Source organism: Streptomyces sp. NPDC001927, assembly GCF_053594455.1.
Window position 1 is genome coordinate 138,917 of the sequence record NZ_JBSFEN010000004.1, and the last position, 13,996, is coordinate 152,912.

The 13,996-nt window shown below is 73.2% G+C and carries 12 protein-coding genes and 1 pseudogene; 2 read left to right on the forward strand and 11 right to left on the reverse strand.

Features of this window, described 5'->3' with window-relative positions:
• Positions 1 to 170 precede the first annotated feature (170 nt).
• From ACWCO8_RS11160 to ACWCO8_RS11170, 3 genes are all read right to left on the reverse strand, one after another.
• Positions 171 to 2,591: a sodium-translocating pyrophosphatase gene (locus tag ACWCO8_RS11160; protein WP_451032028.1), complete on the reverse strand. Its 2,421-nt coding sequence runs from the start codon at positions 2,589 to 2,591 to the stop codon at positions 171 to 173.
• A gap of 296 nt (positions 2,592 to 2,887) precedes the next feature.
• Positions 2,888 to 3,346, reverse strand: a complete 459-nt coding sequence (locus tag ACWCO8_RS11165) for an ATP-binding protein (RefSeq protein ID WP_362006000.1) — start codon at positions 3,344 to 3,346, stop codon at positions 2,888 to 2,890.
• Between the two features lie 92 nt (positions 3,347 to 3,438).
• Positions 3,439 to 3,792, reverse strand: coding sequence for an STAS domain-containing protein (locus ACWCO8_RS11170; protein ID WP_362414401.1), 354 nt, complete (start codon positions 3,790 to 3,792; stop codon positions 3,439 to 3,441).
• Positions 3,793 to 3,872: 80 nt separating this feature from the next.
• Between ACWCO8_RS11170 and ACWCO8_RS11175 the strand changes: the two are divergent.
• A pseudogene (locus ACWCO8_RS11175) lies at positions 3,873 to 6,349 on the forward strand (DEAD/DEAH box helicase).
• Here the strand turns inward: ACWCO8_RS11175 and ACWCO8_RS11180 are convergent.
• The 7 genes from ACWCO8_RS11180 to ssd all read right to left on the reverse strand — a co-directional run bounded on the left by ACWCO8_RS11180 (position 6,291) and on the right by ssd (position 11,345).
• Positions 6,291 to 6,632 carry an Rv3654c family TadE-like protein gene (locus tag ACWCO8_RS11180; RefSeq protein WP_451032029.1) on the reverse strand — a complete coding sequence of 114 codons (342 nt, stop codon included), beginning with the start codon at positions 6,630 to 6,632 and terminating at the stop codon, positions 6,291 to 6,293. The pseudogene ACWCO8_RS11175 and the gene ACWCO8_RS11180 overlap by 59 nt on opposite strands.
• A gap of 95 nt (positions 6,633 to 6,727) precedes the next feature.
• On the reverse strand, positions 6,728 to 7,087 hold the full coding sequence (locus ACWCO8_RS11185) for a TadE family type IV pilus minor pilin (protein WP_362005991.1): 360 nt from the start codon (positions 7,085 to 7,087) through the stop codon (positions 6,728 to 6,730).
• On the reverse strand, positions 7,074 to 7,289 hold the full coding sequence (locus ACWCO8_RS11190; protein WP_451032030.1) for a DUF4244 domain-containing protein: 216 nt from the start codon (positions 7,287 to 7,289) through the stop codon (positions 7,074 to 7,076). Before ACWCO8_RS11190 ends, ACWCO8_RS11185 begins: the two co-directional genes overlap by 14 nt.
• Positions 7,290 to 7,346: 57 nt before the next feature.
• Positions 7,347 to 8,114 carry a type II secretion system F family protein gene (locus tag ACWCO8_RS11195; RefSeq protein ID WP_451032031.1) on the reverse strand — a complete coding sequence of 256 codons (768 nt, stop codon included), beginning with the start codon at positions 8,112 to 8,114 and terminating at the stop codon, positions 7,347 to 7,349.
• Positions 8,111 to 8,974 (reverse strand): type II secretion system F family protein, encoded by an 864-nt coding sequence (locus ACWCO8_RS11200; RefSeq protein ID WP_451032386.1) that lies wholly within the window; start codon positions 8,972 to 8,974, stop codon positions 8,111 to 8,113. Before ACWCO8_RS11200 ends, ACWCO8_RS11195 begins: the two co-directional genes overlap by 4 nt.
• A gap of 17 nt (positions 8,975 to 8,991) precedes the next feature.
• Positions 8,992 to 10,161, reverse strand: a complete 1,170-nt coding sequence (locus ACWCO8_RS11205; protein ID WP_451032032.1) for a TadA family conjugal transfer-associated ATPase — start codon at positions 10,159 to 10,161, stop codon at positions 8,992 to 8,994.
• On the reverse strand, positions 10,158 to 11,345 hold the full coding sequence (gene ssd / locus ACWCO8_RS11210) for a septum site-determining protein Ssd (RefSeq protein ID WP_451032033.1): 1,188 nt from the start codon (positions 11,343 to 11,345) through the stop codon (positions 10,158 to 10,160). Before ssd ends, ACWCO8_RS11205 begins: the two co-directional genes overlap by 4 nt.
• A gap of 480 nt (positions 11,346 to 11,825) precedes the next feature.
• Between ssd and ACWCO8_RS11215 the strand changes: the two genes are divergently transcribed.
• Positions 11,826 to 12,692, forward strand: a complete 867-nt coding sequence (locus ACWCO8_RS11215) for an HAD family hydrolase (RefSeq protein WP_362005981.1) — start codon at positions 11,826 to 11,828, stop codon at positions 12,690 to 12,692.
• A gap of 344 nt (positions 12,693 to 13,036) precedes the next feature.
• On the opposite strand, the gene ACWCO8_RS11220 is transcribed toward ACWCO8_RS11215, so the two are convergent.
• The gene (locus ACWCO8_RS11220; protein ID WP_451032034.1) at positions 13,037 to 13,891 is read right to left on the reverse strand and encodes an oxidoreductase; all 855 of its coding nucleotides are present in this window, start codon (positions 13,889 to 13,891) and stop codon (positions 13,037 to 13,039) included.
• Positions 13,892 to 13,996: the final 105 nt, after the last annotated feature.

Consider the following 13,996-nt stretch of genomic DNA (forward strand, 5'->3'; position numbering starts at 1 on the left):
AGGCTCTCGGCCCCGGAACATACACGCCGAGCGGGCGGCTTCCACCTTTCAGGCGACGGATTCATCCCCTATTGCAGCCGATTGCACTAGGGGAGACACACCTCACGCGGAACGCGAGACAGGCGGACAGCACGTCAGAACGTGCTGCCCGCCTGCCTTCTGACCTGGTATTACGAAATCACCGGAGCGTCCGGCGAAGCCGCCGAGCGCCGGGCGGCGTTGCCTTCGTCACCCACGTCGTCGCTCTCGTCGTCCCCGACGACCACGGAGCGCCGTTTGGAGACGTAGACCGCGGCGACGATGACGACGATCGCGAGGATCGCGACCAGGGCCCGCAGTCCGCCGCTCGCGTCGTCGCCGTAGCTGAACTGCACCACGGCGGGCGCGATCAGCAGGGCGACCAGGTTCATCACCTTCAGCAGCGGGTTGATGGCCGGTCCCGCGGTGTCCTTGAACGGGTCGCCGACGGTGTCGCCGATGACGGTGGCGGCATGCGCCTCGCTGCCCTTGCCGCCGTGGTGGCCGTCCTCGACGAGCTTCTTGGCGTTGTCCCAGGCGCCACCGGAGTTGGCGAGGAAGACCGCCATCAGGGTGCCGGTCGCGATGGCGCCGGCGAGGTACGAGCCGAGCGCGCCGACGCCGAGCGTGAAGCCGACCGCGATCGGCGCCATCACGGCGAGCAGCCCGGGCGTGGCGAGTTCGCGCAGCGCGTCCTTGGTGCAGATGTCGACCACGCGCCCGTACTCGGGCTTCTCGGTGTAGTCCATGATCCCGGGGTGCTCGCGGAACTGCCGCCGCACCTCGTAGACCACCGCGCCCGCCGAGCGCGAGACCGCGTTGATCGCGAGCCCCGAGAAGAGGAAGACGACCGCGGCGCCGAGGACCATCCCGAAGAGGTTGTTGGGCTGCGAGATGTCCATCGAGAGGGTCATCCCGGAGGCTTTCGCCCCGACGTCGGCTACCGCTGTGGCGATGGCGTCGCGGTACGAGCCGAACAGCGCGGCCGCCGCCAGGACGGCGGTGGCGATGGCGATGCCCTTGGTGATGGCCTTGGTGGTGTTGCCGACGGCGTCGAGGTCGGTGAGGACCTGCGCGCCCGCGCCCTGGACGTCGCCGGACATCTCGGCGATGCCCTGCGCGTTGTCGGAGACCGGGCCGAAGGTGTCCATGGCGACGATGACGCCGACCGTGGTGAGCAGCCCGGTTCCGGCCAGGGCGACCGCGAACAGCGCCAGCATGATCGACGTACCGCCGAGCAGGAACGCGCCGTAGACGCCGAGGCCGATGAGGAAGGCCGTGTACACGGCGGACTCCAGGCCGATGGAGATGCCGGCGAGGACGACGGTGGCGGGGCCGGTGAGCGAGGACTTGCCGATGTCCCTGACCGGGCGCCGGGTCGTCTCCGTGAAGTAGCCGGTGAGCTGCTGGATCAGGGCGGCCAGGACGATGCCGATGGCGACGGCGACCAGGGCGAGGATCCGGGGGTCGCCGGGGTGGTCGCTGATCCCGGCCTCGGTGACGCCCTTGAGGTCGGCGTAGGAGGACGGCAGGTAGACGAAGACGGCGATCGCGACTAGGGCGAGGGAGATGACGGCGGAGATGAAGAAGCCGCGGTTGATGGCGGACATCCCGCTGCGGTCGGCGCGCCGCGGGGCGACCGCGAAGATGCCGATCATCGCGGTGACCACGCCGATCGCCGGGACGATCAGCGGGAAGGCGAGGCCGAGGTCGCCGAAGGCCGCCTTGCCGAGGATGAGGGCGGCGACGAGCGTGACGGCGTACGACTCGAAGAGGTCGGCGGCCATGCCCGCGCAGTCGCCGACGTTGTCGCCCACGTTGTCGGCGATGGTGGCGGCGTTGCGCGGGTCGTCCTCGGGGATGCCCTGCTCGACCTTGCCGACGAGGTCGGCGCCGACGTCGGCCGCCTTGGTGAAGATGCCGCCGCCGACACGCATGAACATGGCGATGAGGGCCGCTCCCAGGCCGAAGCCCTCGAGCACCTTGGGCGCGTCGGCCGCGTAGACGAGGACGACGCAGGAGGCACCGAGCAGGCCGAGGCCGACGGTGAACATGCCGACGACTCCGCCGGTACGGAAAGCGATCTTCATCGCCTTGTGCGCGACGGTCGTGAGATCTTTTTCCGGTTCACCGGGCGCCGGGGTCGCCTCTCGCGCGGCCGCGGCCACGCGCACATTCGCCCGTACGGCAAGGCGCATGCCGATGTATCCGGTGGCCGCCGAGAAAAGCGCACCCACCAGGAAGAACAGAGAACGTCCGGCGCGCTGCGACCAGTTGTCGGCGGGCAGCAGCAACAGCAGGAAGAACACGACGACGGCGAAGATCCCGAGGGTGCGCAACTGCCGGGCGAGATAGGCGTTGGCGCCCTCCTGCACGGCGGCCGCGATCTTCTTCATCGCGTCGGTGCCCTCACCTGCCGCCAGCACCTGACGGGTCAGGACCTGGGCGACGAGCAGGGCCGCGAGCGCGACGGCCGCGATGACGATCACGATCGTACGGTTCTCGTCCGTGAGTACCGCTGCGGCGAGAGAAGTGGGGTGTCCGGTCAGGTCTGGGTTGAAGAGCCCCGCCATTCGTCCTCCTTGACGTTTGCGAGCTCAAGATGTGGACGGATTGTAGGGAGCGGAACCTGATCAAAACAGGGCGCCGCAAATGGAATTCCCCATTGCCTTGATCTTTCCACCAAAAGCGGTAATGGGCCAAAAGCATTGGCACATGATCGATGATCTAGAGAAATGAAAAGAGGCCCTGCTCGGCAGGGCCTCTTTTCGCGATCTTCGCTTGGGACGCGATCTTCGATCGGGGTGGGTCTTCGGCGGGTCTTCGAGGTGGGTCTTCGAAGTGGGTCTTCGAGGTGGGGCGGGGTGGGTCAGGGAAGCACGACGGCCGGGTGAATCGGCCAGCTCATCCTGATGACGCCGCCCTCCTCGCCGGCCCGGACCTCGACGTCGTCGACGAGCCCGCGGATCACCGCGAGACCCATCTCGTCCTCGCCGTCGGCGTCGTCGAACTCCTCGGCCGGCGCCTCGTCCCGCGCGCCGGGCACCCCGGCGGCGTCGGCCGCCGCGACACCCGCGCCCGGGACCTCGTCGCCGACCTCGATGGAGAACGTCTTCTCCTCCTCGGTCAGCACGACCCGGACGGGGGTGCTCACGTCGTTGCTGCGGTGCAGTCCGACAGCGCGGGAGCACGCCTCGCCGACGGCGAGTCTGACCTCGTCGAGGACCGCCTCGTCCACCCCGGCCCTGCGCGCCACCGCGGCCGCCACGAGGCGGGCCGTGCGGACGTGCTCGGGCTGGGCGCTGAAGCGGAGTTCAACGGTGGCCATGCGGTCCCCCTGGAGACGTCTGGGCGGGCAACTCGGAGGACCGGGCGTGTCCTGCCCGGTTCTCCACTCCTTCTTCCGGCCTCTGCGGGCCGTCAGTCGGTGGCGCTGACGGCCTCGTCGACCGTGGTGTGGATGGGGAACACCTTGGTCAGACCAGTGATCCGGAAGATCTTGAGAATGCGCTCCTGGTTGCAGACCAGGCGCAGCGAGCCCTCGTGCGCGCGGACGCGCTTCAGGCCACCCACCAGCACGCCGAGGCCGGTCGAGTCCAGGAAGTCCACGCCTTCCATGTCGACAACCAGGTGGTAGCTGCCGTCGTTCACCAACTCGACCAACTGCTCGCGCAGCTTGGGCGCGGTATATACATCAATCTCGCCACCGACCTCGACGACCGTACGGTCGCCACTCGGGCCGGACACATTGCGAGTCGACAGGGACAGGTCCACGGATCCTCCAGCACCTTGCTATCGAGCGGTCGTCCCTCAAGTCTCCCCGGCGGAGTCGGGAGGACGGATCGCCAGCCGCGATGGCATTCAATCACTTACCAGCAGCCATGCACGACGCCTTGGGACATTGTCCGTCACGCCAGTGACACACTCGGTGCCGATGGCCAAGAATCACCGCCCCAGTCGTCCAGCCGGGGAGAGGGGCAGCCGCCCCTCCCCCGGCATGGTCCTCGACCGGCTCTCCTCGGGCGAGAGCCGGGCCGCGCGCATCACTCATACGGAGCACTTGCCCGCCCGGGAGGGTCGCCATGCAGTCTGGCCGCATCGCATCCGGCCGGAGGTGATCAGCGCGATCCAGGCCGCGGGCATCGAGCACCCCTGGGCCCACCAGGCGGAGGCCGCCGAGCACGCCCTGGACGGCGAGTCCGTGGTGATCGCGACGGGCACCGCCTCGGGCAAGTCCCTGGCCTACCTCGCCCCGGTCCTCACGACGCTCCTGGACGGCTCCGAGGCCGCCAACGGCCGGGGGACCACCGCCCTCTACCTGGCGCCCACCAAGGCCCTCGCCGCCGACCAGCGGCGCGCGGTCCGTGAGCTGGCGGCTCCGCTCGGCAACCGGATCCGGCCGGCCGTCTACGACGGCGACACGCCCGTCGAGGAACGCGAGTGGGTCCGCCAGTACGCGAACTACGTGCTCACCAACCCCGACATGCTGCACCGGGGCATACTCCCCTCCCACCCCAGATGGGCCTCCTTCCTGCGCTCCCTGCGCTACGTCGTGATCGACGAGTGCCACACCTACCGGGGCGTCTTCGGCTCCCACGTCGCCCAGGTGCTGCGCCGGCTGCGCCGCGTCTGCGCCCGGTACGGCGCGGACCCCGTCTTCCTCCTGGCCTCCGCCACCTCCGCCGAGCCCGCCCAGGCCGCGGGACGTCTCACCGGCCTGCCCGTCACGGAGGTCTCCGACGACGCCTCCCCGCGCGGCGAGCTGGTCTTCGCCCTCTGGGAACCGCCGCTGACCGAGCTGCACGGCGAGCAGGGCGCTCCCGTACGCCGCACGGCCACCGCCGAGACCGCCGACCTGCTGACCGACCTGACCGTCCAGGGCGTCCGCTCGGTCGCCTTCGTCCGCTCCCGGCGCGGCGCCGAGCTGATCTCGGTGATCGCGCAGGAGCGGCTCGCCGAGGTCGACCGCTCCCTGGCCCGCCGCGTCGCCGCCTACCGGGGCGGCTACCTGCCCGAGGAGCGCCGGGCCCTGGAGCGCGCCCTGCACTCGGGCGAGCTCCTCGGCCTGGCCGCCACGACCGCCCTCGAGCTGGGCGTGGACGTCTCCGGCCTGGACGCCGTCGTGATCGCCGGCTACCCGGGCACCCGGGCCTCCCTGTGGCAGCAGGCGGGCCGGGCCGGCCGTTCGGGCGAGGGCGCCCTGGCGATCCTGGTCGCCCGGGACGACCCGCTGGACACCTTCCTGGTCCACCACCCCGAGGCGCTCTTCCAGCAGCCGGTCGAGTCGACCGTCCTGGACCCCGACAACCCCTACGTCCTCGCCCCGCACCTCTGCGCCGCCGCCGCCGAGCTGCCGCTGACCGACGCCGACCTGGCCCTCTTCGGCCCGGCCGTCACCGACCTGCTGCCCCAGCTGGAGGCCGCCGGACTGCTCCGCCGCCGCTCCACCGGCTGGTACTGGACCCGCCGCGAGCGGGCCGCCGACCTGACCGACATCCGGGGCGGCGGCGGGAGCCCCGTCCAGATCGTGGAGGCCGCCACCGGCCGCCTCCTCGGCACGGTCGACGAGGCCGCCTCGCACACCGCCGTCCACGAGGGCGCCGTCCACCTCCACCAGGGCCGTACGTACCTGGTGAAGACCCTCGACCTGAAGGACTCCGTGGCCCTGGTCGAGGAGGCCGCCCCGCCGTACTCGACCACCGCCCGCGACACCACCTCCATCTCCGTCCTCGAAACCGACACCGAGATCCCCTGGGGCGCCGGCCGCCTCTGCTACGGCTCCGTCGAGGTCACCAACCAGGTCGTCTCCTTCCTTCGCCGCCGTCTGATCACCGGCGAGGTACTCGGCGAGACCAAGCTCGACCTGCCACCCCGCACCCTGCGAACCCGGGCCGTGTGGTGGACGGTCACCGAGGACCAGCTCGACGCCGCCCGGATCAACCCGGAGATCCTCGGCGGGGCCCTGCACGCCGCCGAACACGCCTCCATCGGCATGCTGCCGCTCTTCGCCACCTGCGACCGCTGGGACATCGGCGGGGTGTCCGTGCCGCTCCACCCCGACACCCTGCTGCCCACCGTCTTCGTCTACGACGGGCATCCGGGCGGCGCGGGCTTCGCCGAGCGGGCCTTCCACACCGCCCGCGCCTGGCTCACGGCCACCCGGGAGGCGATCGCCTCCTGCGAGTGCGAGGCGGGCTGCCCCTCGTGCATCCAGTCCCCGAAGTGCGGCAACGGCAACGACCCGCTCCACAAGCGCGGCGCCGTGCGCCTGCTCACGGAACTGCTGCGGGAAGCCCCGGCAGCGCCCGAGGAGGCCCCGCCCGCGCCCTGACCTCCGGTGCGTACGGCCCGAGGCGCACCGTCGCCGTCACGTCCGCCAGGTCGCCCCGTACCGAGCACCGCACCACGGCGGCCCCCTGCGCCGCGGCGACCCGGTCCGCCGCCGCGCAGGCGGTCTCCTCGCCCCACAGGGCCCGGTCGGCGGCCGCGAGCGCGGCCAGGTCGGCGGCCCCGCCCGCCCGGTGCCGCGCCGCCACCGCCTGCCCCAGCGCGAGAACCGCACCGAACACCACGCACAGGGCACACGCCGCGAAGGCCGTCCACACCGTCGCCATCCCCCGATCCCGCCCGGCACCCCGCACCAGGGCCGCCGTCGCGGACGTAGACGTGACCGGGGCCGTGGCTGCGACTCTGACCGCTCCTGTCCCGCTCACGGTGCCGTCACCCCCACCGCGTCCTCGGCGAGCGCCGCCGCGCCGGCGCGCAGCGTCAGGCCCAGCCCGCCCGGCCCGGGTGCCTGGGCCTCCACAGTCACCCGCCACAACTCGCCCGAACGGGTGACCGAGACCCGTGCTCCCTCCGGCGCCGCCGCCCGGGCGGCGGCCTCGGCGCCGGTCACCGGCTCCGACCTGGCCACCGCCCGCGCCCCGGCCCGTGCCGCGTCCACGCACTGGATCTGCGCCGCGGCGGCGGCCAGCGCCCAGACCAGGGCCATGGTGAACAGCACCAGCGTCGGCAGGGCCATCGCCGCCTCCACGGTCACGGCGCCCCGGTCGTCAGAACGGCGCATCGAGCGCCTTCCCGATCACCGACTCCAGCGCCCCGGAGACCGAACCGCTGGTCACGATCTTGTACAGGATCGTCGCGAACCCGGCCGCCGCGATGGTCCCCATCGCGTACTCCGAGGTGGTCATCCCCGCGTCACCCCGCGCGGCCACCCACCGGTCCCGCCGGTCCCGCCACCAGGCGCCCACGCGTCGCTTCTTCGTCATTCCAACCCCCATGTGCAGTCGTCGTGTTCGTGTTCGTGCTCGTGCTCGTCGTTCCGGTCAGTTCCGCAGCAGTCCGGTCGCGAGGCCGATCACCACCGGGGCCACTCCCACCGCCAGGAAGGCCGGCAGGAAGCAGAGCCCCACGGGCGCGGTGATCAGGACCTGGGCCCGCTGGGCCCGGGCCGCCGCCTTGCGGGCCCGCTCCGCACGCAGGTCGGTCGCGTGCCGTGCGACGGCCTCGGCGGCGGGCGCCCCCGAGGAGCCGGCCCGTTCCAGGCAGCGGGCCAGGGCCTCGGCGCCGGGTATCGCGCCGAACCTCCGCCACACGTCGGCCGGTTCGCCCCCGAGCCGCAGCTCCCCGGCCGTCCGCGTCAGCCGCTCGCCGAGGGGTCCGCCCAGCGAGCGCCCCACCGCCTCCGCCGCCTCGCCCGGGCCCGCCCCGGCGGACGCGCAGGCCGCCAACAGGTCGGCCGCGAGCGGCAGCTGACGTACGGTCTCGTCCTCGTCGCCGGTCACCGGTGCGCGGCGCGCGCTCCACCGCCGTACGCCCAGGCCCGCCGCGATCCCCGCCAGGATCCCGGGCACCCCACCGACGAGGGCCCACCCGAGGGCCGCCGCCGCGAGCGGAGCGGCCCAGGTCCTCAGCCAGGGCGGGCAACCGCTCCCGAACCGGCGCCCCCGTGGCGACCCGACACCGAGCAGGGCCTCGATCCGTTTCCGGGTCCGCCGCTCCCGCCGACGGTCGGCCACCGTCCAGGCCGCCCAGGCGAGCGAGGCCAGCACCACGGCCGTCACCCCCAGCCTGTGGACGAACTCTCCGGTCACACCCGCTCCCCTCCTCGGACGATCCGGGCCGCCCACCACAGACCGGCCGCCTCCAGGGCCGTGCCGACGGCCAGGCACCCGAGACCCACCGGCGTGTGCAGCAGCACGTACAGCGGGCGGGCGCCGAGCGCCGAACCGAGCACGAGCCCGACGGCCGGGAGTACCGCGAGGACGGCCACCGTCGCCCAGGCGCCTGCCAGTTGGGCCCGCAGCTTCTCCCGCTGGTCCCGGTGTTCCCGCAGGGCGGCCTCCAGCCGGTCGAGCCCGGCGGCAAGGCCCGCGCCGCCGTCGACGGCGACCTGCCAGCAGGCCGCGAGGCCGGCGAGACCGTCCGCGCCTTCCTGCCGCGCGGCCCGCCGCAGCGCGCGTGCCACGTCGCCGCCGAACCGGGCCGCGGCGAGCACCTCCGCCTCCTCCTTCGGCCCGAGCGCCCCGGTCGCCCTGACCGCCAACAGCAGGGCCGGCGCGGGCTGCCGCCCCGCCCTCAGCTCGGCCGCGACCGCGCCGCACAGGCCCACCACCGCGTCGGACCGCGCCTCCCGCTCCCTGCGGAGCGCCACCGCCCGCAACCGGCACCCCACCAGCGGCACCGCCAGCGCGCCCGCCACCAAGGGCAACGGCGACTCCCCGAGCACCGCGAGCACCGCCGCCACCGGCAGACAGAGCCACGCGCGCCGCCCCCGCAGCGCGGCCCACCACCGCTCGCCGACCGCCCGCCACGACGGCGCCCGGTGGTCCCCCGCCCCGCCCGGAGCCCCGACACCCGCGAGCACCAGGCGCGCCCTGCGCAACCCCCGCTCCCGCTCGGCCACCCGCCACAGCGCGGCCCCGGCGCACAGCACCGCCGCGCCCTGGGCCATCGCCCACTGGTCCCCCGTCACGCGCCACCCCCGATCAGCGACCGCAGCCGCTCCCAGCCCTGCTCCCGCTCGAACCCGGCCGCTCCCCAGCGCAGCGCGGGCACGGTCACCACAAGGCCCGCCCGGTCCCGCTCCAGGACGTGGATCTCCGCGATCCGCCGGAGTCCCGCCCTGTCCCGTACGAGATGCAGCACCGCCGAGAGGCCCGCCCCCAACTGGCTGTGCAGCGCGGCCCGGTCGAGGCCGGCGGCCGTCCCGAGGGCTTCGAGACGGGCCGGTACGTCCGCCGCCGTATTGGCGTGGAGCGTCCCCGAGCCACCCTCATGTCCCGTGTTCAGGGCGGCCAGAAGATCCACCGCCTCCCCGCCGCGCACTTCTCCGACCACCAGCCGGTCCGGCCGCATCCGCAGCGCCTGCCGGACCAGGTCCCGCAGGGTCACCAGACCCGCGCCCTCCTGGTTCGCCGGTCGCGCCTCCAGGCGCACCACGTGCGGATGGTCGGGCCGCAGTTCGGCCGAGTCCTCGGCGAGGACGATCCGCTCCCGCTCGCCGACCAGGCCGAGGAGCGTGGACAGGAGCGTCGTCTTGCCCGACCCCGTCCCTCCGGAGATCAGGTACGAGACCCGGGCCTCGATCAGGGCACGCAGGATCCGCTCCCCGCCGGGCGGGACGGTGCCCGCCCGGGTCAACTCCCCCACGGAGAAGGCCCGGGGCCGCACGACCCGCAGCGACAGGCACGTCGATCCGACGGCCACCGGCGGCAGCACCGCGTGCATCCGGGTCCCGTCCGGAAGCCGGGCGTCCACCCAGGGCCTGGCGTCGTCCAGGCGCCGCCCGGCGACCGCAGCGAGCCGCTGCGCCAGTCGGCGTACGGCCGGAGCGTCCGGGAAGCGGACCCCGGTCAGTTCGAGACCGGCGCCCCGGTCGACCCAGACCTGGTCGGGGCCCGAGACCAGCACATCGGTGACGGCGGGATCGGCGAGCAGCGGCTCCAGCGGTCCGGTGCCGACCAGTTCGCTGCGCAACGCCTCGGCCGCGCCCAGGACTTCCGTGTCCCCGAGCAGCCGGCCCTGCTCGCGCAGCGCTGCCGCGACCCTCGCCGGTGTCGGCTCGGCCCCGCTCTCGGCGAGGCGCTGCCGTACAGCCTCCAGGAGCCCCGCGCCGCCCGCGTGCGTCGCGGCGGTCATGAGACGGCCTCCGGGGCGAGCGAGCGCTCCCAGAACGCCGCGCAGAACCGGCCGAGCGGTCCGCGCGCCTCGCCGCCCGGCGGCGCCCCGCTGTCGAGCGCGGCCAGGAGGCCCGGATCGTGCGGGAGTTCTCCGGCCAGCGGCAGCCCCAGAGTGTCGGCGACCCACTGCTCGTCGATCCCGGGCGCGTACGGCCCGCGCACCACCGCCCGCAGGTCGGCGAGGACCTGGCCCGCGAGGGAGGCGACCCGGTGGGCCGCGGCGACGGCCCGCAACTCGCCCGGGACGACGAGGAGTCCGAGGTCCAGCTGGGCCAGCGCCTCGGTCACCGCCTCGTCGATCCGGCGGGGCAGGTCCACCACCACGATCCCGCCCCTCCTGCGCGCCGCCGCAAGCACCGCGCGCATGGCCTCGGCCGGAACGAGGACCGCGTCGCCCCGGTCCCAACTGAGCACCCGCAGCCCGCGCACCGAGGGCAGCGACTCCTCAAGCGCCCCACCGCCGACCCGCCCCTTGGAGGCGACGAAATCGGGCCACCGCCGGCCTTCGGCCCGCTCCCCGCCCAGCAGGACGTCGAGGCCGCCCCCGAGCGGGTCTCCGTCCACGAGCAGGGTGCGCCGCCCGGTCCTGGCGGCGGCCAGCGCGAGCGCGCAGGCCAGCGTGGAGGCCCCGGCTCCGCCGCGGCCGCCGATCACTCCGACGGTCAGGGCCTGCCGGCCCGCGCCCTCGGCCGCGTCGGCGATGCGGTCGACGAGCCAGCTCTCGGCGTCCGGCAGCCGCAGCACGCAGTCGGCGCCGATCTCGACCGCCCGCCGCCACACCTCGGGGTCGTCGGGAACGTCGGGGTCCCTGCCGACGAGGATCACCCCCTGCCTGCGCGCCGCCCCGCGGCAGCGGGCCGCGGCGTCGTCGCCGACCAGGACGAGCGGGGCGTCGGCCCAACTCGCGCGGCGCTCCGGCACCGTGTGGTGGACCTCGGGCTCGGCACCCGCCGCGGCGCAGAGCCGCAGCAGATCGTCGAGGAGCCCGAGGTCCTCGGTCACGATCAGCGGCCCGGCCGCACGACCGCCCCCGGCAGGCCCCGGCGGCCCCGCCGCCCTCGACGCCCAGGACGCCCGACGCACCCGCGCCGAAGCAGCCGAGGCGCCAACCGCCGCCGAAGCCCTCGCCGTTCCGAATGTCATGGTTCCCGCCACAGCACACGCCCCCCTGTCGATGCGATCCCGTCCGTGCCCGTCGCACGGCCGAGATCGGTGATTCCTTCCGTCCGCGGAGTTCGCGGTCGGAATCACCGTGGCGCCATCCCGGAAATCGTGTGGATCTTGCTCAAAAACTGTGGATAACCCAGCCGATGTGAATATCCCCGTGCCCCATACCGGGGATGTCCGGAGAGCAGCCCGACCACTACGCTGAGTGACGAAACGCGGGCATCAGGCCATCGCGGCCACCCGGCCGCGGAGAGGGGGAGAGATGAGGATCCGGCGGACGAAAACGCGTCCGGACATGCGACGACCCCCGCCGGGGGGGAGAGCGGGGGTCGTCTCTCCGGCCGACTCGGGGGGGGAGGAGCCGGACCGGGTTAGCACGGTCGCGAACGATCCGTGACTTCCATGGTGTACCCGAGAGCCTTCTCAGGCAAACCCACACGCCCGAGCGTACGCCGAATGGCGGCCACCTATGCTCGGCTCGTGGAAAACCACTCGATGCCGCGCACAGCCGCCTTCTTTGACCTGGACAAGACGGTCATTGCGAAGTCCTCGACGCTGACCTTCAGCAAGTCCTTCTACCAAGGCGGACTGATCAACCGCCGCGCCGTCCTGCGGACGGCCTACATCCAGTTCGTCTTCCTCGTGGGCGGCGCCGACCACGATCAGATGGAGCGGATGCGCGAATACCTTTCCGCGCTCTGCAAAGGATGGAACGTCGCGCAGGTCAAGGAGCTCGTCGCCGAGACCCTGCACGAGCTGATCGACCCGATCATCTACGACGAGGCGGCGTCCCTCATCGAGGAGCACCACGCCGCCGGCCGGGACGTCGTGATCGTCTCCACCTCGGGCGCCGAGGTGGTCGAGCCGATCGGCGAGATGCTCGGCGCCGACCGGGTCGTCGCCACGCGGATGGTCGTCGGCGACGACGGCTGCTTCACCGGTGAGGTGGAGTACTACGCCTATGGGCCCACCAAGGCGGAGGCGATCCGGGAGCTCGCCGAGTCGGAGGGGTACGACCTCTCACGCTGTTACGCGTACAGCGATTCGGCGACCGACGTACCGATGCTGGAGTCCGTGGGTCACCCCTACGCGGTCAATCCCGACCGGACGCTCCGCCGCGAGGCGACCGCCCGGGACTGGCCGATTCTCTCCTTCGAGAAGCCGGTTCGGCTCAAGCAGCGGCTGCCGGGATTCCGGATGCCGCCGCGCCCGGCGCTCCTCGCGGTCGCCGCCGTGGGCGCGGCCGCCGCGACGGCCGGTCTCGTCTGGTACGCCAACCGGCGGCGGCACTCCGCCCTTGCCGATCGCTTTGCCCGGATTTGAGGCGAAAGTAAAGAACCTGGAGCCAGGACTTTCGCTTCCCACTCGACAGGAGTAGAAAGGAATCAGGCCCGCGAGACCTAGGACATCCGAGAGGATCACCTGTTGAGCAAGAAGGCCCCACGGACCACGCACAGAAGTTGAGCACCCACGCGACGTCGACCCGTCGATTACGGGCCAGCCGCACCAGGCGAAGGGCAAAGCAACCCCGCCTGATGGGCACATATCGAGGACGCTTGGTAACTCGGCAGACGTGCCAGCGGCGGTACCAGGACTGGTACCGCCGCAACCCTGTGTACGGGGCTTTTTTGTACGGGGCTTTTTAGACCATCGGACGGAACGCCGCCTCAGGCCGCGCCCCGCTGGAGCGCCTCGCAGACCGCCGTCGACTCCCGGACCCCCAGCTCCACGGCCCGCCCGCAGTGGGCGATCCAGGCGGCCATGCCCTCCGGAGTCCCCGACAAGTACCCCTCGAACGCGGCGACGTACGCCGCCCGCCCCTGCTCCGCGTGGCCGACCTCGGCCGGGCAGATCGCCTTGGGGTCGAGCCCGCTGCCGATGAGCACGATCCGCTCGGCGGTCCGGGCGATCAGCCCGTTGTACGAGGTGAAGGGCCGCAGCGCGAGCAGTTCGCCGTGCACGACGGCCGCCGTCACCAGCGCCGGGGCCGTACCGCCCGCGATGATCAGCTCGCTGAGCCCGTCGAGCCGCCCCGCCACCTCCGCCGGATCCGGCAGCGGCGCCTCGATCAGCGGCTCGTCGACCGCCTCGCCGAGCTGCCGCGGCCTGCCGACCGAGTCGGCCAACCCCAGCCCCGCCCCGGACCCCGTCCCGAGCGCCGCGTCGCCGACCGCGACCAGGTGCAGCCGGGCGAGCACCCGCAGCGGGGACTGGCGCCAGATGGAGAGCAGCTGGCCCGCCTCGGCGCCGAGCCGCAGGGCCGCGCCGACCGTCCGCGCCTCGGGGTCGCCGCCGAAGTCGGTGCGCCGGCGGACCTCCTCGAGGGCCCAGTCGGCACCGGACAGCGCCGCCGAGCCGCGCGCCCCGCGCAGGGCGGCCTCGGAGGTGATCTCGTTGCTGCGGCGCCGCATCACGCGGTGCCCGTAGACCCGGTCGACGGCCTTGCGTACGGAGTCCACCGAGTCGGCGACGCCCGGCAGGGAGCCGAGGGCGGCGAGGGGATCAGAGGCGTGCGTACTCATAAGTAGGGAGGCTACGCGCCCATGGCGCCCACCCTGGCCCGCCCCACGTTGGAGTGGTCTTCTTCACGGACCTTGACCACTCGACGCAATCATGACGCTACGCTT

Coding starts and splice junctions, on each gene's coding strand:
- ssd (WP_451032033.1), bottom strand. CDS start 11,345: ATGACATTCGGAACGGCGAGGGCTTCGGCGGCGGTTGGCGCCTCGGCT.
- ACWCO8_RS11200 (WP_451032386.1), bottom strand. CDS start 8,974: ATGGCCCAGGGCGCGGCGGTGCTGTGCGCCGGGGCCGCGCTGTGGCGG.
- ACWCO8_RS11165 (WP_362006000.1), bottom strand. CDS start 3,346: ATGGCCACCGTTGAACTCCGCTTCAGCGCCCAGCCCGAGCACGTCCGC.
- ACWCO8_RS11160 (WP_451032028.1), bottom strand. CDS start 2,591: ATGGCGGGGCTCTTCAACCCAGACCTGACCGGACACCCCACTTCTCTC.
- ACWCO8_RS11205 (WP_451032032.1), bottom strand. CDS start 10,161: ATGACCGCCGCGACGCACGCGGGCGGCGCGGGGCTCCTGGAGGCTGTA.
- ACWCO8_RS11215 (WP_362005981.1), top strand. CDS start 11,826: ATGGCGGCCACCTATGCTCGGCTCGTGGAAAACCACTCGATGCCGCGC.
- ACWCO8_RS11185 (WP_362005991.1), bottom strand. CDS start 7,087: ATGCGCCGTTCTGACGACCGGGGCGCCGTGACCGTGGAGGCGGCGATG.
- ACWCO8_RS11220 (WP_451032034.1), bottom strand. CDS start 13,891: ATGAGTACGCACGCCTCTGATCCCCTCGCCGCCCTCGGCTCCCTGCCG.
- ACWCO8_RS11180 (WP_451032029.1), bottom strand. CDS start 6,632: ATGGCGACGGTGTGGACGGCCTTCGCGGCGTGTGCCCTGTGCGTGGTG.
- ACWCO8_RS11190 (WP_451032030.1), bottom strand. CDS start 7,289: ATGACGAAGAAGCGACGCGTGGGCGCCTGGTGGCGGGACCGGCGGGAC.